General features: G+C 39.8%; 34 protein-coding genes. 7 read left to right on the plus strand and 27 right to left on the minus strand.

The features are described 5' to 3' along the window. The 20 genes from ACKI5J_RS16420 to ACKI5J_RS16515 form a co-directional block, all read right to left on the minus strand. Positions 1-1,215: DEAD/DEAH box helicase family protein (locus ACKI5J_RS16420; protein ID WP_407430571.1), on the minus strand; the 1,215-nt coding region annotated here is incomplete at its 3' end. Between the two features lie 200 nt (positions 1,216-1,415). After that, entirely contained in the window at positions 1,416-1,799 is a 384-nt protein-coding gene (locus ACKI5J_RS16425; protein ID WP_407430572.1) for an SLOG family protein, read from the minus strand. Further along, positions 1,792-2,151 carry a hypothetical protein gene (locus ACKI5J_RS16430; RefSeq protein ID WP_407430573.1) on the minus strand — a complete coding sequence of 120 codons (360 nt, stop codon included), beginning with the start codon at positions 2,149-2,151 and terminating at the stop codon, positions 1,792-1,794. Before ACKI5J_RS16430 ends, ACKI5J_RS16425 begins: the two co-directional genes overlap by 8 nt. 5 nt (positions 2,152-2,156) lie before the next feature. Then, complete coding sequence (locus tag ACKI5J_RS16435) at positions 2,157-2,636, minus strand: hypothetical protein (RefSeq protein WP_407430574.1); 480 nt, start codon at positions 2,634-2,636, stop codon at positions 2,157-2,159. Continuing rightward, positions 2,627-3,976: a DNA (cytosine-5-)-methyltransferase gene (dcm, locus tag ACKI5J_RS16440; protein ID WP_407430575.1), complete on the minus strand. Its 1,350-nt coding sequence runs from the start codon at positions 3,974-3,976 to the stop codon at positions 2,627-2,629. Before dcm ends, ACKI5J_RS16435 begins: the two co-directional genes overlap by 10 nt. Further along, on the minus strand, positions 3,970-4,194 hold the full coding sequence (locus ACKI5J_RS16445) for a hypothetical protein (protein ID WP_407430576.1): 225 nt from the start codon (positions 4,192-4,194) through the stop codon (positions 3,970-3,972). The genes dcm and ACKI5J_RS16445 overlap by 7 nt, the downstream gene beginning before the upstream one ends. Before the next feature lie 2 nt (positions 4,195-4,196). Next, complete coding sequence (locus tag ACKI5J_RS16450; protein WP_407430577.1) at positions 4,197-6,392, minus strand: DNA methyltransferase; 2,196 nt, start codon at positions 6,390-6,392, stop codon at positions 4,197-4,199. A 75-nt stretch (positions 6,393-6,467) separates the two neighbouring features. Further along, positions 6,468-7,028, minus strand: a complete 561-nt coding sequence (locus tag ACKI5J_RS16455; RefSeq protein ID WP_407430578.1) for a hypothetical protein — start codon at positions 7,026-7,028, stop codon at positions 6,468-6,470. Between the two features lie 68 nt (positions 7,029-7,096). Then, positions 7,097-7,456: a DUF3127 domain-containing protein gene (locus tag ACKI5J_RS16460; RefSeq protein WP_407430603.1), complete on the minus strand. Its 360-nt coding sequence runs from the start codon at positions 7,454-7,456 to the stop codon at positions 7,097-7,099. Positions 7,457-7,491: 35 nt separating this feature from the next. After that, on the minus strand, positions 7,492-7,767 hold the full coding sequence (locus ACKI5J_RS16465; RefSeq protein WP_407430579.1) for a hypothetical protein: 276 nt from the start codon (positions 7,765-7,767) through the stop codon (positions 7,492-7,494). A gap of 309 nt (positions 7,768-8,076) precedes the next feature. After that, on the minus strand, positions 8,077-8,607 hold the full coding sequence (locus tag ACKI5J_RS16470) for an AP2/ERF family transcription factor (protein ID WP_407430580.1): 531 nt from the start codon (positions 8,605-8,607) through the stop codon (positions 8,077-8,079). 1 nt (position 8,608) lies between these two features. Then, positions 8,609-9,037 (minus strand): hypothetical protein, encoded by a 429-nt coding sequence (locus ACKI5J_RS16475; RefSeq protein WP_407430581.1) that lies wholly within the window; start codon positions 9,035-9,037, stop codon positions 8,609-8,611. A 2-nt stretch (positions 9,038-9,039) separates the two neighbouring features. Further along, complete coding sequence (locus ACKI5J_RS16480) at positions 9,040-9,771, minus strand: RecT family recombinase (protein WP_407430582.1); 732 nt, start codon at positions 9,769-9,771, stop codon at positions 9,040-9,042. 175 nt (positions 9,772-9,946) lie between these two features. Beyond that, a complete protein-coding gene (locus ACKI5J_RS16485; RefSeq protein ID WP_407430583.1) occupies positions 9,947-10,132 on the minus strand; it encodes a hypothetical protein in 186 nt (61 codons plus the stop codon). Further along, positions 10,132-10,317 carry a hypothetical protein gene (locus ACKI5J_RS16490; protein WP_407430584.1) on the minus strand — a complete coding sequence of 62 codons (186 nt, stop codon included), beginning with the start codon at positions 10,315-10,317 and terminating at the stop codon, positions 10,132-10,134. The genes ACKI5J_RS16485 and ACKI5J_RS16490 overlap by 1 nt, the downstream gene beginning before the upstream one ends. Before the next feature lie 25 nt (positions 10,318-10,342). Then, the gene (locus tag ACKI5J_RS16495) at positions 10,343-10,486 is read right to left on the minus strand and encodes a hypothetical protein (RefSeq protein ID WP_407430585.1); all 144 of its coding nucleotides are present in this window, start codon (positions 10,484-10,486) and stop codon (positions 10,343-10,345) included. Positions 10,487-10,919: 433 nt separating this feature from the next. After that, positions 10,920-11,075 (minus strand): hypothetical protein, encoded by a 156-nt coding sequence (locus tag ACKI5J_RS16500; RefSeq protein ID WP_407430586.1) that lies wholly within the window; start codon positions 11,073-11,075, stop codon positions 10,920-10,922. Positions 11,076-11,151: 76 nt separating this feature from the next. Next, a complete protein-coding gene (locus tag ACKI5J_RS16505) occupies positions 11,152-11,445 on the minus strand; it encodes a hypothetical protein (protein WP_407430587.1) in 294 nt (97 codons plus the stop codon). Positions 11,446-11,453: 8 nt separating this feature from the next. Then, positions 11,454-11,669 (minus strand): hypothetical protein, encoded by a 216-nt coding sequence (locus ACKI5J_RS16510; protein WP_407430588.1) that lies wholly within the window; start codon positions 11,667-11,669, stop codon positions 11,454-11,456. Positions 11,670-11,679: 10 nt separating this feature from the next. After that, positions 11,680-11,844: a LuxR C-terminal-related transcriptional regulator gene (locus ACKI5J_RS16515; protein ID WP_407430604.1), complete on the minus strand. Its 165-nt coding sequence runs from the start codon at positions 11,842-11,844 to the stop codon at positions 11,680-11,682. 261 nt (positions 11,845-12,105) lie between these two features. Between ACKI5J_RS16515 and ACKI5J_RS16520 the strand changes: the two genes are divergently transcribed. The 7 genes from ACKI5J_RS16520 (at position 12,106) to ACKI5J_RS16550 (ending at position 16,155) form a co-directional block, all read left to right on the plus strand. Then, positions 12,106-12,870, plus strand: a complete 765-nt coding sequence (locus ACKI5J_RS16520; protein ID WP_407430589.1) for a helix-turn-helix transcriptional regulator — start codon at positions 12,106-12,108, stop codon at positions 12,868-12,870. 2 nt (positions 12,871-12,872) lie between these two features. After that, positions 12,873-13,340 carry a hypothetical protein gene (locus ACKI5J_RS16525; protein ID WP_407430590.1) on the plus strand — a complete coding sequence of 156 codons (468 nt, stop codon included), beginning with the start codon at positions 12,873-12,875 and terminating at the stop codon, positions 13,338-13,340. A gap of 137 nt (positions 13,341-13,477) precedes the next feature. Continuing rightward, a complete protein-coding gene (locus ACKI5J_RS16530; protein WP_407430591.1) occupies positions 13,478-13,840 on the plus strand; it encodes a hypothetical protein in 363 nt (120 codons plus the stop codon). 9 nt (positions 13,841-13,849) lie between these two features. After that, on the plus strand, positions 13,850-14,302 hold the full coding sequence (locus ACKI5J_RS16535) for a hypothetical protein (protein ID WP_407430592.1): 453 nt from the start codon (positions 13,850-13,852) through the stop codon (positions 14,300-14,302). 190 nt (positions 14,303-14,492) lie between these two features. Next, the gene (locus ACKI5J_RS16540) at positions 14,493-15,671 is read left to right on the plus strand and encodes a tyrosine-type recombinase/integrase (protein ID WP_407430593.1); all 1,179 of its coding nucleotides are present in this window, start codon (positions 14,493-14,495) and stop codon (positions 15,669-15,671) included. A gap of 2 nt (positions 15,672-15,673) precedes the next feature. Next, on the plus strand, positions 15,674-15,907 hold the full coding sequence (locus ACKI5J_RS16545) for a hypothetical protein (RefSeq protein WP_407430594.1): 234 nt from the start codon (positions 15,674-15,676) through the stop codon (positions 15,905-15,907). Next, positions 15,904-16,155 carry a hypothetical protein gene (locus tag ACKI5J_RS16550; RefSeq protein WP_407430595.1) on the plus strand — a complete coding sequence of 84 codons (252 nt, stop codon included), beginning with the start codon at positions 15,904-15,906 and terminating at the stop codon, positions 16,153-16,155. The genes ACKI5J_RS16545 and ACKI5J_RS16550 overlap by 4 nt, the downstream gene beginning before the upstream one ends. On the opposite strand, the gene ACKI5J_RS16555 is transcribed toward ACKI5J_RS16550, so the two are convergent. From ACKI5J_RS16555 to ACKI5J_RS16585, 7 genes are all read right to left on the minus strand, one after another. Then, positions 16,140-16,568 (minus strand): hypothetical protein, encoded by a 429-nt coding sequence (locus ACKI5J_RS16555; protein WP_407430596.1) that lies wholly within the window; start codon positions 16,566-16,568, stop codon positions 16,140-16,142. The genes ACKI5J_RS16550 and ACKI5J_RS16555 overlap by 16 nt on opposite strands. 488 nt (positions 16,569-17,056) lie before the next feature. Next, entirely contained in the window at positions 17,057-17,356 is a 300-nt protein-coding gene (locus ACKI5J_RS16560) for a hypothetical protein (protein ID WP_407430597.1), read from the minus strand. 1 nt (position 17,357) lies between these two features. Further along, complete coding sequence (locus ACKI5J_RS16565; RefSeq protein WP_407430598.1) at positions 17,358-17,834, minus strand: hypothetical protein; 477 nt, start codon at positions 17,832-17,834, stop codon at positions 17,358-17,360. After that, complete coding sequence (locus ACKI5J_RS16570) at positions 17,821-18,168, minus strand: hypothetical protein (protein ID WP_407430599.1); 348 nt, start codon at positions 18,166-18,168, stop codon at positions 17,821-17,823. The genes ACKI5J_RS16565 and ACKI5J_RS16570 overlap by 14 nt, the downstream gene beginning before the upstream one ends. 171 nt (positions 18,169-18,339) lie before the next feature. Further along, positions 18,340-18,612: a hypothetical protein gene (locus ACKI5J_RS16575; protein ID WP_407430600.1), complete on the minus strand. Its 273-nt coding sequence runs from the start codon at positions 18,610-18,612 to the stop codon at positions 18,340-18,342. Positions 18,613-18,619: 7 nt separating this feature from the next. Further along, complete coding sequence (locus ACKI5J_RS16580) at positions 18,620-18,820, minus strand: hypothetical protein (protein WP_407430601.1); 201 nt, start codon at positions 18,818-18,820, stop codon at positions 18,620-18,622. A 4-nt stretch (positions 18,821-18,824) separates the two neighbouring features. After that, a complete protein-coding gene (locus ACKI5J_RS16585) occupies positions 18,825-18,956 on the minus strand; it encodes a hypothetical protein (protein WP_407430602.1) in 132 nt (43 codons plus the stop codon). Positions 18,957-19,207 lie beyond the last annotated feature (251 nt).

The raw sequence follows: 19,207 nt of genomic DNA on the forward strand, positions 1-19,207 counted from the left end.
AAGATCTATTAATTCACCTTGCGCAAGCGTTTGCTCTACTACAGGAAATTCAAAGTTGCAATAACTACATATCCGCGCACTGACTGATATAATGCTCTCGCATGATGGGCAGCACTTACAGGATGCTGCGCCCTCTTTATCTGACTTATTTTTAACCTTATTCCATAATTCTGAATAAGGCCTATCCTCAAAATATAAGCCGTGCTGCTTCCAGTTTGTCCCATAATCAAGAACGGTAAACATATCTTTGCCTGGGTATATTCGAGATCCACGACCTATCTCCTGTTGATAGACCGAAGTCGATAATGTTTTATGCATCAGAACAACCATATCAATAGGCGGGTAATCCCACCCTTTACTTAAAGATTTTATCGTTACCAGCACATTACACATATGTAATACGGTAAATTTTGCCAGTTCGTAATCTCCATGTTCAACCTGTGAGTGATAACGGCAGGAGTTAAAACCTTCTGCTAGAAGTTTGTCGTTTAAAGATTCCGCTTGTTTTATAGAAGCGACAAATATTACGGCCTTTTTAAATGGGAATTTCCTGAGATCATCGAATAGCCCATCGTAAACCTTTTGAGCACCAAACACAACTTCGTTTGATTTTTCGGTTACTTCACCATTGCGGATTTGCAATAGGCTTGTATCTGCGGGAGCACGCATTTTATGTCGGTAATTGGTCAAGTATCCGTGCTGAATCAGCCAATCAACTTGAGGCCCCTCAACCAGATCATTATAATAGATAGGTAGATGCTTGTGTAATGTGCCATATGGAGTTGCTGTACAACCGATTCGGAATGCGTCTGGCAGATAGTCTATTAGTTTAGTTGAAGTGGAAATATGGCACTCATCGACCAGTATAATAAGGTTTGAATTTAATTCCTGTAGCTGAGCAATTATTGCAGGTCGTTTCAGTATCGTCTGAATCATGCCTACAAAGCAATTGCCTGGAGTGATGGTTAATTCTTTGACGTTACTATTTATCTCAATGCCATTGCATTCCTTAACAAGCTGATTGTATATCTTTCTTGCGTCAGATAAGACCAATACGGTTTTACCTTTTGATAGCGACCTACTAACGATCATATCAATCATAATAGACTTACCTGCGCCCGTAGGGGCATGTAGTATAACGGCCTTATTCTTTGATAAGGATAGGCTTGTTCTATTAACAATGTCGATCTGATACGGTCTAGGCGTCTTAATCATTTGGCTTATAAATTATTAATACAATACACCCCCACACAGAATTTAAGTTGGTAGCCTAGCAGCAGCGATTTTGCTGATTAAGAATGTGCAGGGGTGTAATGTTAAATGTCTTTATCGGCTACCAACCGCATTACAATAATACACAATTTTTATTACTTATATTACTATTAGTTATAAAAAAGATCGCACGAAAAAAGGAATTAATACATAATCACCCTGATTTTCAACCGGTGTTCAGTAGCTAAATCAATCATGTTTTTGGTGCCTCGGCTTTTACCATCCCAAAACGCAATCAGTCCGTCTGCGTATTCAGCCATTTGCTTGTTACGTTTTGGACCTGCTGATTTGCCGTGTGTTTTCCAGTCGGCAGGAAAACGGGTTAGTTTACAATGGCGGATAGATGTAGCGTAATACTCACCCAGGTAGTCAGCTCCATGTTTACCCCATAAAGGATCGTTTGTTACCTGAGCACCTGAAACAATCTCTACATCTTCACCGAAGCTATACAGGATCTTATCGCATTTTTCAATGAGGAGATTCAGGTGCTTGAAGTCTCGGCCTCCAGCTATGATGCATTTAAACATCTTCATTAAAATTATCAATCACTACAATAGTGCCGATGGTAGCGTCACGCCTGATGTCCTCCATGTAATACGGAAAATTACCAATCGCCGTTTCACCAGTCATACCGAACTCAGCCATTGAGTCTCTAAAATCCTGGAACAATCCATTATGAAACCTCGTGGGGATGGGATGCGTATTGAAATATGAGTTGTGCTCATTCATGAATGCTATTGCTTCAATCATTATCTGACATTCCTCAAAGTTTTCATTTCGTTCGTGCTCATTTAAAAGCATTAAGAGCGGTACTTTCCCGTAGTTAAATATAGCAGATTCGTACCTAGTACGCTTCAATGTTGCTATGTGTTGTTTCATGCCCCTCACCACTTCACCACCTTATTCTCTCTCCTGTTCAAATAAGTAGATTCAACCTGCTCTTTAGATTTACCTGGAGGAAGGAGGACGTACATCTTTAACGATTCTATGTACACTCGGGTGAGCGTAGACTCATCAACCTGCTTGATCTTTACAGTGCGTTCCTGGCGGATTGCTTTTGGTTTGGCAACCTTTACCCGCGGCGTCTTTTGTTTAACAGGGCGTGGTGGTTTAACCTTAATGGGTTCAGGTAATTTAACTTTCACCGGCTTAGGTTCACTTGACTGAGGCACGTACTCTTTACCCTGTGCCTCACGGTTTTTCTTGTATTTTTCACGTGCCCGTCTGCATCGTTCCTCTTTAGTCATTTCTCCGTTCTTTGGACCTCTTGGATTATAAGTCCTGCCTGCCGCCTCTGCCATTTTTCTGTTTCTTTCTATGCTGTACGCACGCATTGTGGCTTTTCGTTCTTCTGTTATAGGCATGATACTACTTTTACGAGATTATTAATTAGTTCCTTCATTACATTTACAGTCATCGAGTTACCCGCCTGCTTATAAAGCTGACTATCGCTATTAACTTCTTTGCACCTATAAAAATGATCATCTGGGAACCCTTGTAAGCGGAAGCACTCAAGGGGTGTTAATCTGCGGATGCGTTGTTGATCAATTGTTTTTTGCTCGTGTCCACCACCTTGCTTTGCGGTTACTGTTGGCGAAATACCCGCGCTGTCGTAAACACGAGATCTCATTTCGTTATTACCAGGTAGATTGCAGGCTACGATCAAATGATCATTAGTAAGTGAGGTCTGCAAACAATTCATCACTTCAGACGGAGCGAACCTAATTTCTTTACCCCTAAATGAGTTTGTTCCGGTTGCTCTACGCTCCGCTTTAGCTTCTTCCGTTCTCACTTCCTTGGAAACAAGTACTTTTGGACTATTGTTGTTCCCAGAAGAAAGACATTGAGAAATTCCGGAAACATCAAATACTCGTCCATCTTGACTACTATTAAGCTTACCTACTTCCTTAATATAATTGTCATCAACACCCATCTTAAATACACGAGCGGTCACACATGATGCAATTTCAGTATCAGTATTAGTTATCGGCTCGAACTTAAACCCGTTACCTTTTGCCTTTTGAGTTTCTGTATGAGTATTAAACCCCGCAAGCATCCTATCACTCAAATAATACTTTTCATCTACTTCAGGTTCTAAAATATCTTTCAGTCGTTTGGTTAACCTGAATCCAGGAGGGAAGCGGAAAGTATTTGGCAGGTCATTACGTACACCAATAAGAAACACACGTTCCCGGTTTTGAGGTACGCCAAAATCTTTACTGTTCAACACTTCAAAGTGTAGGTTGTACATCAGGCTATCTTCGTGTGTAAATAGAAAGTTTTGCAGGTTCATTGATTGGCCAAGCAATTGTATCCAGTTTTGGAACGTTTTACCCCCATTATCACTTAACAGACCTTTCACGTTTTCAATAATGAATGCTTTTGGTTGTCTGTTCTTTACGTACCTGTGAAAGTCGTAAAACAGCAATCCGCGCTTATCCAGTTCGCCTAGCCGTTTTCCAGCTAAACTAAACGCCTGACATGGGATGCCGGCAACAACCATATCAGCGTATAAGCTTTCATCTTCGTAGTCGTATTCTGTCATATCCTGAAGCATCTGATTAGGAGAAAAGTTGGCGAGGTATGAACGTGAAGCATGTTTATCTTTCTCACAGGCAAATACATTCTCGTGCGGGACACATAGTTCCTTCAATGCCTGCTCAGGTGAGCCGATCCCGGAACAAAAGGTTGCAAATTTCAACATACCTCAGCCTCCTTGAACATACTTAACACTTCCTTATGGGATTTGATCAGGGTCATTCCTAAATCAGCCAACGATTGTACCGTATCAGCGGGATACGATACTGTCTCAACCTGAAATGAATACTTTACTTTAATACTTGTTGGCGTGATGCCTATTACCGTTCCTAAACGGCTGTCTTCGTCTGCGATAATATCGCCTGGGTGTGGTTGGTTGGTCATTGTTATGATGCTAAATCAAATAGTGATAATACAGATTCCTTTTCCTCGATACAGGCCTTATGATTAGCCTCATTGATCTTAAAATAACTTTCCTTAAGTTCTATGCTTATGGACTTTCGGTTCATTTTAAGGGCACAGAATCCCTCTGAGCCAATACCGCCGAAAGGGCTTAATACAGTTTCGCCCTCATTTGAGTATAAATGTAGTATACGCTCTATTGTGTCAAGTTGTAAAGGGCATATATGCTTTTCGTCATTTCCATCACGACCGGACCGGTATTGTAGTGTACGGCTATAATTAATGTCATACCATACTGGAGACGCGTATTTCTGCCAAAGGTCAACGGGTAAGTAATCACTTTTGCTTGCGTCCTTATCCTGGTGGGTAATTGGCGTTTGATTTTCTCCTTCATTACGGAAAAACAAAATGTAATCTGGAATACCTACGCGTGTCATTACGCTGTCTTTCTTGATCGTCTTGTGGAGTAATCCTAATGCTTTAGTTCGTTGCATTTCAGTAACTGGATTTTTCCAAATAGTAACCCGGCTATGATAAATAAAACCTTGTTCCTGGAACCAATCGGTTATCATGCCGCTAAAATCACGAAGCCCAATAAAACCCTCTTTACCTTTTTGAACTGGCAGATCCATGCAGTGAACGGCACAAATGCGCCCAGGTTTAAGTGTTCTTTTTAGCTCTGGGATCAGGTATTTAAAATGTTCCTCAAACTGTTTATAGTCTGAAACATTCCCCATATCTTCTTCTTTATCAGAATATACATACAACTCGGCAAATGGCGGAGAAAATACCACTATGTCTGCGCAATTATCTTTCAGCTTGGCGGTTTCTTGAACGCAATCGCCGTTTATAACGTGGTATTGGTCTGTTTTTACTTCTTTATTTTTAATCATAACTTTTGATTTGTTGGCCTTGTAATCAGCCTGACTTGAATACTTTGTCATTTCGTGGATCATTTCAAGATGCCGGGCTTGTTTTTCTAAAATGGTTTGCCTTACGTTTATCTGACTTTCTGGTATTAGTATATGTACGGTTACTTTGTTCTTTTGTCCAAACCGGTAGCACCGGCGAACGGCCTGATAAAATGCCTCAAACTTGAAGTCGTAAGACATAAATACCATTTCATTGCATTGTTGGTAGTTCATTCCAAATGATGCGATACTGGTTTTTGTTACCAGGGTATTAAATTCCTCTTTTGCAAATCCGTTTAAATGTTTCGCTTTATATTCCGGCGAATCCGAACCCTGAACGTTTACAGCATCATCAAGTAATTTCACTATACTATCAGTTTCATTGTTCTTCAATCCCCATACGATACATTGACCCTTTGCCGCTTCCGCCAATTCGACCGCTTTTAAAAGCCTAGCATCGAACGATCTATTTAAATCCTTATGGATATCAGTTGAACTTACCGCAACGTCTGTAAAAAGCGTATTGGTATTATTTTCGACCGGTATGAGATGCTCGATATACTCTATTTCAGGTAACGTATACCCATCGGCATTAAAGCCAAGTGTAGCAGGGTTGTCGATAGCTATTGACCAGGTGCAAACATACTTCCAGAACACGTCCTTTGCATGTTTTCTTAGTCTCCATTTTGATGTCTCGCCACCATCATGCACGAAGAACATTGCTAGCATTTCCAGGTAGGTCATTGCGCCTAAAAATTCACTATGCTGGCCTAACTCCATGTGGTCGTTCGGCGAAGGTGTCGCGGTACACGCTAACTTATACGGAGTACCTTTAAACGTCTCGATTATAAGGTTCGACAACTTTCCATCCCTACCTTTAAGTATAGAGCTTTCATCAAGGACAACTCCGGAATACACCGATACGTCTATGTTGTGCAGTTGTTCGTAGTTGTTAATATCGAAGCTATCAGGGTTGATCCCGAACTTTACTGATTCAAGTCTCGTCTGCTCGACAACTGCAAGCGGCGCCAGGATTAGAACTTTATTACCTGTAAAGTTATACACTTGCTCGGCCCACGCTAACTGCATCAGGGTTTTACCCAGACCACAATCTGCAAACACAGCGAAACGACCTTTTGATAGCGCAGTCTTTACTGTAAATCGCTGGAAGTCGAAAAGGTTGCTATTCAGTTTACTTTCGTCTACTTCAAATCCAGACTCAATAAAAGTCTTTCGTTTTGATTCTAAAAACTTGTTGTATTCATTCATAAATGGTCGGGCTTTTAGCAGTTAACCCCTGCTCCGTATTATAGTAGCAGGGTGTTGTTGGGGGTGTGGTGGTATCTATCTCTTAATTCCAAAATCAGACTTCCTGATCTTACACATTTTACCAGTTAAGGGTTCATGAAATACAATGCCCTCAACGTCATTGTTTTCCAGGTATAATTTAATTCTATCAAAGGTTATCTCCGCTTCTTGAGATAAGGCAATCACGTCTTTACCATGAGCAATAAGATAATGATTGCTTAGCTTTTCGGGATTGCCCTGTATTTTAGGACCACACAACTCGTATGTTCCGTCGTGTAATCCAGGCGCGTAGTCAAAAGCTTCAAAGTGCCATTTACTGCCATTGTCAAGCCTGTCGCACTTAATCCAATGAGGCCAATGACCTGTGATCTCGTCTGGTTCCTGACACGGGATTGCATTTTCTGGTACAACTTTACCTTTCTTCACATCATAGCGCTTGTAAAGTTCGCCGTTGATAATAGCGCATGCTGTACCATCCCATTTACGGGTTATCTTTACTCCAGGGTTAAACACCCATAAGTTTTCTTCATTAAACTCATTAACGACTCTACCTAAATCATTAGGGTCTTTCTTAAATAATGTGCTTATCTTCTTCATATTTAATTGGTTTTTACGCCACAAATCCCCCTATATTTCTATAGGAGGTGTTGCGTATTGGGTTGAGGCTAGAAGGGTAAATCTCCAGAGTCGCCAGCAGGTACATTTAAATCTACAGGTGGCGCATATTGAGCTGCTTCCGAACCCTGCGCACTCACATCGAGTTTCCAAACTATCATTGAGTTGAAGTAACTAGTTTTGCCCGCCTTATCCGTCCACGGTCTACCGCGGAGGTTGAAGTGTACATCTACTGTATCTCCTACTTTTACTTTATCAAACAGGCTGGTTTTATCCTGCATTGATTCAAACTTAATGTATTCAGGATATGTGGGATTTTCCGCATATTCAATGATCAAATCTCGCTTCTTGAAAGTTTCCGAGACCTGTTGTGTAGCACCAATTTCGTGCACTTTTCCTACTATATTCATGTTCATTCCGGGTACCATTGCCGGCGTGGTTAAGGTTATTTAATATTTAATGCTTTGTTGATTGCGGTATTTGCCCGGCATATTGTATTATTAATTGAAGTGCTTACGGGCTCATCTTGAATATCTTCAACTAATTCCCTAAGTAATGATAGCAACTCTGGAGCAGAGGCTATTAGAATTGAATTTGCCATAGCCTCCTCAAAACTATTACCCGAGATACTATTTGATATTTTAGTTTGACTCGGCATACTTACAATCTCTGTAAATCCAGATACAAACCACTCGCCTTTTGTTCCTTTAAATTCTTCCATTATTTTCAATTATAAAGCCCCGTTTGTTGTGGTAGTCGTAGGTACCAGAACGCCCGAGGCAGTTTTAATTATTTGCATCAGCTACGACCCTGATTGGAGATATAAATATACTTATAAATATTCTCAATCAACTCATTTTGAGAATTTATTTACCGCAAATCCCATCTTTTTTCAAGTATTTGCTCGTGATTGGGTGGGGGTTTGGGTAGGTGGTCTGCTATCCGAGTGGCTGCAATGTACTTTCCGTTACATGTGTCGATGTACCATTTCTTGTTAACCTTTCGGATATGAAGAGGTAGGTTTGAGAGGTCAGGTGTTAATTGCTTGCCCATGATCTTTAAAGTTTAAATTGGCATACTGACCGAAATACTTTAAGGCGGCCTTATCGTACGCCTTAGCTGCCTCAACTTCATCTTGAAACAGCCCTACTTGTATTCTCTTTCCTTCAAAACCTACTTGAGCAAGCCATGCCGTGTAAATAACTTTTCCATTCCTTCTCTGTACTCGTTTACTGACGCCTTTGAAAACTGAGGTTTTTAGTTTGCTTGTCTTAGTTCCATTCCTCATATTCTCGGCATGGCAGCAAGCCCGAAGATTAGCCTTCTGGTTATTCAGTGTGTCATGGTCTTTATGATCGATGAATGTTTTAGAATTCCATTCATTCATAACTAAACGATGCATGAAAATCGTTCTTCTCGGCTTCACCGATCTGTCAGTGCGTACAGCGTAAAAGAACCCATTGTTGTTTTTAGTATACCACTTGTATTTACTTAAATACTCATAGTCGCTATCATCAACGATAGCGACCTTACCTTGTGTCAATGTTATTTCCTTTGCCATATCAAAAACTAATTACAATACTACTTTTATCGTAAACCGTACTGACTTTCGTCACTTCGTTACCGTCACTATCAAATATCACATCCTTTGATTTCGTGGCAACCTTTACAAGCTCTTTTCGCTGTTTTAGCTTTTCTTCAAGTTCAGCAACAACATGATCCTCTGAATATTGTAGCTTCTCTGATCCGTTTTTAGGCGTGAACGTTACACCATTCCAACTATCTGCCGCGTTCAAGTTTAAACGATCCCTGAATACCTTTTCTGCGCTGTCAATTACTTGCTTTAGCCTTACTATGTTGGACAAAACTTGCAGGGGGTCTTTCTCCCCCCGATCGAATATGTCATTTGCTAAGTTTACACCTGTCTGGGTAGCCTCTTTCTTCGAGAAACTAGCGTGGTAGGTTAAACCGGTTAAGTTTTCCAATTCCATAATTAAGCAGCTTGCTCCGATTTGATAAACGATTCTTTCATTTCAGCGACGAGGTCTTTAAATTCAACCTGTTTGTCTTTAGGCATTTTTTTATAGGTAGCCTTTAATTCCTCTGTGTTGCCGCATGCTCGTAGATCAGCTTCGTAGTCAGGCTGAACAACGGTTAACACTTCATGTTGCGTGTCGATAGTTTCAGGAATATCGCTTGGCATTTCGTCAGCGGTGTAAGGCATACCGGCAAGTTCATCAGAGAAACACAATCTGAAAGCCTGTGAGATCGCAACCTTTTTTGTCATGAAAGATGCTTTTTGCCAGAATTGAGTAGGCTTCCCCTCACGTGTTTTCTGAACGCATTCAGTATACAAAGCCTCCCATACAAAGGGATGAGTACGATCCTTGCGGTAAATAGTAACTGTTGCCTTTAGATCACTACCCTCAACAGTTCCGCTAGTTGTTGCAGACCATCCGTCTAACTGACCACTACGCTCAGCACGTTTGATGTAAACTTCGTAGCCAGTTATGATACTCATTGTATCTCCGTACTTAGAAACATGAAGTTCACGCTTAAATGGATTCAATCCGAATGCCTTTGCAATGTTTAGGTAAGTACTCTTTTCACCTTCGCTTAACTTTTTAGTAAGTCCCAGGTTATCCAAATATCCAATTAATTCAGCGTCACCTACTTGGTTAGTTGCCACTTGATTGTTTGCTGTTGTTGCTAATTTGTTTTCCATGATTTATTTATTTATAATTTTCGCTACTTTATTAATTGTGGTCATTATTATATCTAGTCCTTCCTTTATATCCGCACCCATTACCTGAGCATCTGGATCTTCAAAGTCAGGAACGTTTAGTTTTGCGTGTCTAAGGGTTAAGATCAGACCGTTCACTTTGTCCTTGTCGGATTGGTTAAGTTTGTCCATCTCTAATCAATATCTCCAATGCCTGACAGTATACTTCCTCCATTGCTAACTGATCGTCTACTGCTTCCAGTTCAGCTTTGTGTTTTGCCTGCGCTTCTGCTATTACTTTACGTTCTACGTATACTTTACCTACTGCGGTACGCGATACTATTTTATCGATCCAGGTCGCCATTATAGTAGCCAGATTAAGAGTAATACAGCGAGGGCAACAAAGTACCATTGAACGAATGGGAAGTGCTTGCTTACTGGTTGGTGTGCCGTTGCAAGTAGATCATCATACTTCAACTGTGCCTCATCCTTTTCAGTCTGGTCGTTTGTAGCGTTCCAGATGTTCTGTGACTGCTTGATATCTTCCATATCTAAGGTGTCAAATTCGCGTGGGTTATACATGGGTTGGTTCCTCCATTTCTCTCGACAACATCATTAGACCTTTGATATTTGAAATTGCTTCACTTAGTTGCAATTCGGTTTCTGCGGAGCGGTATTTTTCTAATGCCAGACTCCAATATTTTTTAAGCTCTTCCATGATTTTAATAAGTTAATTGGATACACTTGATGCAGTTGATTGCACTTTTTAAGTTGACGATTTCCATTTTCAACTCTTTTATTTCAATGATGTTTGGTGATAGTTTAATGATTAGGTTTAGGGCTGCAATTCTGTTTTTGATCGGCTTGATATCGTATGCTGAGGCGTTCATGTTATGGTTTTTTGAAGTAATCGGAATTAATAAAATCGTCAATATCTTGTCTTTTGAAAAGCAATGTTCCAGCTCGTTTACTGCATCCTAAGTCATGCTTATGGAGGAGCACCCAGTTTTCGCTTTTCTTTATATACTCACATACTTGACGCGTAGTTAGATATGTGGTTTTGTAGTTCTTTAGTTCTGCGCTTGTTTTCACGAAAAGGCCGTGCATAACCTCCAGCTTATTTAGTAAAGCTTCCATCGTGGGCTTGTCAACTATACTAACTCCCTCCATGATTCCTCCTTTCTAATTTTAGCCAGCATATCAACCAGCCTTTGAGTTACTGAATTTTGTTTATTAATGTCTGCCTTGAGTTCGGCATCTGATCCGAATGTTGCGGTATAGGCACCGGATGTTGTCGCTATGGTCATAGCTTTTTTGGGGGACCTTTTTATTAGGTCGATGAGTGCCATTTGCCGGCATAGATCTTTTTCGATCTGTTCAATGTTAAGCTGCATGGTGTAGCTCCTTTCTATCCTCGATGATGTAGTCTGGCAACTCATCATCAGTAACTTCTGAGATCATGTTTTCAACATCTTCGGTTTCCCAATATGATGCGATCTCAATAGCCATTTCCTTTGGTGTGTAGTCGTCGCAGTCAAGACCGGATCTACGGCTTAAATCATTATTATACTCTTCAATGCTATCTGCTAGATCGCTTTCTGAAAAGGGGAACTGGTAGCGGGCACCATCGATTTCTACAATCTGTAGCCCGTCTTTAAAGGTAATGATGTTTCTCATGGCGGTTCTCATTTTTCTCTGATTACTGTTAATGCGTCCTTAATTTGTTTGGTGGTAGTTGAATACTCACGCTCAGGATATTCAATCTTAATATCACTGCTGATTATAGGCCGTATAGACTTATGATACTTAATTGGAAATGGCAGCTTCTGTCCGACCTCCATTGCTATAATCATCTTCTTGAATGACACCCCTGGTGTCGGTACCGCGAATTCTGTACTCATTATATTGGTTTTAATTTTTACTTAGTATGTGGGACATCCAGTACGCTGTCATTTCTGCCTTTGACCTTAATCCTGTTTTTCTTCTTATGCTTACCGAGTGATTCACCACAGTTCGTATGCTGATGTGCAGTTTATCTGCGATGATCTTATCAGGATATGTGATGTGGTTTAGGATTTCTCATTCTCTTTGTGTCAGTGTTGGTTCTTTAGGATGGCAGTGTGTGAATCCTGGTTTTCCGATTACTTGTGGCTCGTGGTTTTTCGGTTTCATGGTGTTTGGTAGTTAGTTACTATACGTGGTTGATTGTTTATATTGTATCTTTGTTTTATTGTGTACAACAAATATAGATAGAGAATTTATCTATTGCAATAGAAAAATAGATTTATTTTCTATTTATTTGTAACTAATTGATTTACAGGCAGAAAAAAATACCAGATGACCGTTAGCGATAGAATTAAAATCTACATTAATTATTTAGGAATAGATACCAGGTCTTTTGAAGTAAAAGCTGGTTTATCAAATGGATTCGTAAATAAGATCGGACATAGCCTTAGGCAGAAGTCTATAGCTCAAATTAAAGAAGCATACCCAGAACTAAATATAAATTGGATTTTAACGGGAGCCGGAGAAATGTTATTGAATTCAGACAAACCTAGATTAGAAGCTATACCATTACGCCTTGCTGACCCATATGGCCTCGAAGCTACAGGTGAAAAAATATACGAACTAAATGATGGTAGTTTAATGATGGAAGTACCTGTCGTACCTATAAAAGCGCAAGCGGGTTATATTCACAATTACAATTACCCAGAATTTTACGAAGAAATGGATACTATCCCTGTAATGATTTCTAAAAAAGCATTTAGCACCTATATGGCTTTTGAGGTGAAGGGGGATAGCATGGTCAACCTTTCTACCTTTGAATTAGCTGATAAAAGTATTTTCCCAGGGCGTGTCGCTGTTGGTAGGTTATTAGATAAATCTAAATGGAGGTCTAAACTTCATATGCATACTTATGATAGTTGGATAATTGTACACAGAACGGAGGGGATAGTTTGTAAGGAAATAATAGATCATGATGTAGAAAAAGGATTGATCACTATACATTCTCTTAACCCAGAATACAAAGATGAAGTCTGGAGCCTAGAGGATATTGACCAAATATTTAGTATAGTTAAAGTAGACCAAAATAAACGATAACCATGAAAAAACAACTACTAACATTAATAGCGATAACATTCACTACTGTTGCAATAGCACAGAAAACTGATACCGTTTTATTCAAGGGCGTGAAGCAGATAATCGTAAAAAACAGCTTATCGTCTTCTGAAAATTACAAGCTTGCCGGACAGATGATGATCGACCAGGGATTTAGCATCGGTTCAAAAGACCCGGAATTTAATCAAATTTCTACTGAGCCCATTAAGGTTAACGGGAATGGATCTGTATACATAATGTCTATTTACGTTACAACCAAAGACAATGAAGTAAAGATAACAGGTAAAACTAAGAGCCTGTCAACCCTTAAACTAGTATCATGGCAGGAGTCGAAAGATGCATTCGAATCCGTTACATATAAGAAATCAAACGTACTGAGTCAAAACGCATACGATAAACTGGTTCCGTTTGCGAAATCACTTAAGCCATCATCGATATTATATTCTGAATAAAATAAACACAACTACCTATAAATCAGCATTAATACGCGTTTTCGGCTACACATACATAACTAATAGTAATAATAGGTACATTAGCAAGAACCGATAATAATTTATAGAACAATTACCCTATAATTAACCAATATAGAATGAATACTGAAGAACCAACAAAGTTGGTAATGGAACATCTATGCTCCAATTTACCAAACCTAACATTTATTCGCGGAGGGCCTGATTATATTCCCGATCTGGAAGTAATTGAGGTCTGGCCAAGCCAGCGAATGGTGATGGGATTAGATAAGTTATACTTCGGATTCCTTCGAATAAGGATCTACCAGACCTATATGCAACCTTTACAGGAGATTGCAGAAGCCATTGATCGTGTTATGGACTGTGCTGTACTGGATCAATACAACTTTATTAAGTCAGGATTACTGAAATTCGACCAATCCGGTACTGTAAAAATCGGAATACTGACATACGAATACAAATTCAACCAACCAATTAAATAGCAAAATGACATGATTGAGAAGAAAGAAGAATGGGAATTAGTAGCTGACCCACGGATAAACGAAAGATTTAAAGCTTTCAGACTAGAATACATTTCCAAGCAGGGTTTTAAGGCAGCGGAACTACTAGGTATTAGTGCCACGCACTTATCAAGTATAGAAACTAAAAAGCGGCAAGTTTCTAGTAAAATTATAACCACCTTGATGGAAAAGTATAAACTAAATCCTGAATGGCTCCTTAGTGGATACGGATATCAAAGAAGGGAAGAAGAATACATGCCAAATACTCTAAGAAAAAGGGGAGAAAATTTAGTGGAGACGATAGATAGGTTGGTGGCAACTTACCGAACATACGAATGGAATCAAACCAGGCTTGATACTAAAGTAACGAAATTAACAAAGAGAGTTGAGGAGCTAGAGAGGCAACTAGCCGAAATCCGTACACCAGATGTACACCAGGAATAAAAAACGCGCCGTAACTTGTTGTTAATCAGCGCGTTCTAAGACTCTTGTGGTGTTCCCGAAGGGATTCGAGAGCTTGTTTTCAGTTGTGGGAAGTATTGGTTTCACGATGCCGTACAGTACTATTCGCATATGACAAACCACTATTTTCAACAACATCCCTTATATTTGTGGACACCATTTGCACACCAATATGAGTATCAATCTTAAAATGTTTCTGTACACCTCTAAAGTCTATGCAGATGGTACTAGTCCTGTGATTATTCAATATACTATAAATGGAGTTAGAAAAAAGAAAGTGATACATAATTGCCTTGAGAAAGACTGGGATGTCAAAACATGTAGGGTGAAAGCCAAGGTTATAAACTCAGCTTACACAAATAACTATCTAACCGAGGAATACATTAAAGCAGAACGGAACCTGTTTGGCGTACGTAGCGGAAATATTACAATAGAAAGTATATTTGAAGCAAGCACAGTGCCGACACTCGATCAGGCGTTCGACTATGAGTTGACCAGGTTGGTAGATGAAATGAAAACAGGACCATATAAAAAGGTTCATGGTTTTAAGCTTGAGTTCGAGGACCTGTCAAAGATTAGGGTTAGCGATATTGATGTACCCTGGTTGAAGTCTCTCTGTAAATTAATGGCTGCATCGGGAAATAAAACATCAACCATTCAAAAGAAGATGCGGACAATAAGAAGCATAGCTAATCGGTATACTGATAAAAAGTTTAGTGAGGAAATAATGAAATTCAGTGTAAAATCTGAAAGACCTGTAAAGCAGAAATTAACATCCTTAGAGATAAATATTATTGAGACTCTGCCACTAAAACAAGACACTAAGCTTGCTGCTGTTCGAGATATGTTTCTGTTACAAGTATATCTTAGGGGTATTCGTATTGGGGACATACTCCAAGCTTACAGTAGTCAGTTTAAAAATGGGCGCTTTATATATGCCGACGATAAGACAGGGCAAAACTATTCTATAAAACTTATACCTCGAGCGATTATAATCGTTAATAGATACATGGATCGTTTTGAACGGCTGTTTCCTCTTTTTTCTTGGACTGACAAAAAAGAACTTAGTGCATTTGAAAACAAGTCAAGACGTTTGAAGGTTAAGGAATCAAGAACCGTGACTGTGAACTACAACTTAAAGCGTCTTGCCAAACTTGCCGGAATAGACAAACCCCTATCTTCTCACATTGCTCGTCACACTTATGCACGTATGGCAATTGACAAGATCAATAACCCTATGATTACAATGGAGCTATTAGGACACTCATCACTTGCTATGCATCAGACTTATTTAAATGATATTCGCAAAGACGATGAATTAGACAAAGCAAATGATGACATATTTGAGTAACCATGCAACATCAACAATTCACTATAACCCACCAGGGCAACGAGATCTTTGTAACCGCCTTATTCCATGAGGAGGGTAACGACCTGGTTTATGACTGCTATTCAGGTGACGTACTGCTTGGAACGCTCTACCCAGAGATCAGCGAGGACTATCCGGCTGTAGACTGGAAGAGCGAGGATATGTCTGCTGACCTTGTGCAGCTTATTGGTGATGCTATCGAAAAACAGGACCTATGAACCCCCGGATTAGCTTACCCCTGGCATACGGCGACGAAACGAAAACGCTGGAGATCGAATGGATGCCCGGAGGCGGTGGCTGCTGGTCTGTATTGGTTGATCGGTACAACTACGGTAAGGTATGCTGGCAGGGTGGGGAATGGAGGCCGCACATCAATGATCCTGATTTCACCACCGTTGATATTCAGATGATCGTTGAGTTTATTAACGAGCAGATGCCGGACGGTCCTCCTTATGGGTTGTTGTAGGGTAGTTCCTGACCTGTAATGCCATGATAAAAGTTCTGAAGTTGATGAACATACTTGATACTATCTCCCAGATATATACCCTCCAATTCCATGTAAATATGCCCGTAAGATGATCGCGTATACAATTTTATAGCGCCTACATTCAAGGAATGCTCCCATCCAAACTGGTCATATTCTTTAAATCCGAACTTCAATAGCCATTCTTCGGTTAGTGGGATTGGCGACATATCTTTTAATTCCCAAGTTAATGGGTGTCCGTCAATCAATCCCCAAGGCGTTTCGTATTTATGGACATTCATTCCGGCCTTGCAGTGACCTTCACAAGCATGCTCTATTAGGTCAATTCTAAATGGAGATTGGTCTGTACGTGTTACGTTAACATAATTTCCTAATCGTAATTCTTGTGCTTTCATAATCTTTTTTAAAATAAGTTTGGTTTAATCCCTCTACCCGTTGCATACTTGCTTAAGTAGTTTATTTAAGGGGGTCGGGAGTGATTTCTCCGGCCTCTTTTTTATTTAAGCGTGATCTCTCTCAAGTAGTCTCGTATTTCCGGCAAATTCAGTAACTCGGTTTTTTTAATCGGTGTCTCTAAGAATTGATTTAAGAACTCCCTTATAGCATCCGCGCACGCTTTAGCCCCTTCGTAGTCCTCTCTGTAAACGCAATCAGATACTTGCGGTAAAAACGTTCGAGCATATTCAAAGGGGCATTTACCCGTGTAGCACCAAGGCCTATGTTCCAGGTTCCACCTGACAAACTTCTTTATCTCGTTGTAGTGTTTTTTATCAAATGGCATATTGCTATTCCTCAAATAAGTTTAATTGTTCGTTCTCCGGGTTCTTCTCGGCATACAGCCTATCTGCTTCATCTAATTCCATGATGAATAGCTGATCTGGGGTTAGGGCAGCGGAATCCATTTGTATCCTGGATTTAACGTGCCTAACACTATGCTGTCTACGAATAGAAGATCTTTTTCATTCCCATAGTCGATTATGATCGTTTGCCCTATTTCTGGCTCTCTATCCTTTAGGCACACCCACTCCGGCTTACTTTGCTCTTGCATCCAGCTTGCTCCTTTAATAAACGATCTACGTGCAGTATCAGCTAATACTCTTGTTACGTCTGTTTTTTCTTCGTCTGGGTCTTCTTGCCCCCATTGTTTCGCAGCCTCTCTGATCTGCTCGTCTGTTATATTCATCTTATTGATTGATTTTAAGTAAGAGTACCCATGTTCCGGTGTTGGCTTCGGCTTGCTGCCATTTTACTATAGCTGCCTTTCTATCTTTTTCAGAATCAAAATGAATAGCTTTTGAACTTGGATTAACCCAGCATATTGGATTAACGCTGTAGACCTCATTCGCCTTTAGGAAAGCAGATAGCGCATCTTTACCACTGAAATATGCAGTCCTGTTGTTTGGCGCCGGTAGTTCAACTGATAATCCGTAACCATCTTTGTTTCTGAATAACGAGCGACAAACCTCTTCCGGTATGTCTGATGGCTTTCCGAGTAATTCCAACTGTCCATCTGGGAGATTGTAGATGTGTCTAGTTGTACCGATCTTGTAGTGCAAATTATTATCTCCTGACGTTACACTGAATTTACACGCCCACTCCGGCAAGTTCACCGCAAGGATCACCGTTCCTGGCTTTGGGATTAATTGTTTAATTTGGCTCATGGTAGGCTTTAATTAAAAGGTTCAATTCATCAACATCAGCTTGAGTTTCTTTATTAAATTGAAGTCTTTGTTTTTTAATGTTGAATAATATTTCGCTCACCCCCATACCTCCACGTTCATTTAACCGAGTCAACGATTGACCGTGATTAAGTTGAGCCTGTTCTTCGTTTAGCATAGACCAAGGGATTGAGGTAGGGTAATTCTTTAATTCCTTATTCCAGTTTGTTAATACCTTGAATTGCTTCCCCATCGGTTGTTCTTTGCTGTTATCTGTACTCATGGTTTTACTATTTTTAATCCTGATGTTAATACCTTTATTGAATGAAAGTCCCATAAGTAATTAAATACCCCCGGCATCACAGTCGGGATTACTTTTTTATTAAAAGTCACTTCCCATTTAGAACCATATTCACTTTCTACCTTAATGCTTTTTAAGTGGGTGGAATTGACTTTACAGTCTGGCATGTGGCTTTTGGCAAAGTTTATAACTTGAATATCTGTGCTGTTATCCATTGGTGGCCTCCTTCTCTTGTTGCTCACTGTATTTACCGAACAAAGTGATCAATACAACTAAGTCAGATAAAGCGTAAGCATTCGGGACGTGCATGCTATCATTCAAGCACTCAATAGAAACATGTACAGCTTCCGGTTCGCTTATGTCAACATTTATTATGTTGAATGTGTCATCAAACGAGATGCACCATACATCCAACCCAATAGGCTTGAAACCCAACATTCTTAAATCTTCTTTTGTAATTTTTCCTATACCTGTCATCATTGCTTTGTTAATAATTTAATGATTGAATTTCTTCATAAAGATCTTTTCCTTTGTCGTGAGGAAAACCTGACAAGGCTGCTTCTGTTGCTTCTTTGATAGCCAGCAGATAGCCTGCTTTAAAATCTTCTTTAGCTGATTCTTCACCTCCTAACGGTAATTGATGCCTGGATTGTTTGATATAGGCATCAGCTTTTTCTTCTAATGACATAACCTTACGCTTTAATTGTTATACCATAAGTCATACCTTGAAATTTGTATTCACCTACAAATTCACCGTTAATGACTCTGCCTTTTGCTATTACATCTGTAACACCATCTACGTGTTTTACTTTTCTGGTTTCCATTTGTTTTACTTGTTTGATTGTTGGGGGTTAAGGCGATCCATTATTGACTGTGCTGCCCTTTTACTTTTTGTTTTAGAATTAGATCGTGTCGCGAGCCATTTAGCATAATACGGGTCATTTTCAGCTATCCATGATATAAGCCTACCCTTATACTTTCCAAATTGCGACCTCTGTAAATCATGCTTTTTCATAATCTTATCTTGTTTTGCCCTCTAAGGATGTAGAAGGGAGGGGGTTAATAGTTAATTGCC

This window comes from Arcticibacter sp. (assembly GCF_045629565.1).
GTDB lineage: Bacteria > Bacteroidota > Bacteroidia > Sphingobacteriales > Sphingobacteriaceae > Arcticibacter.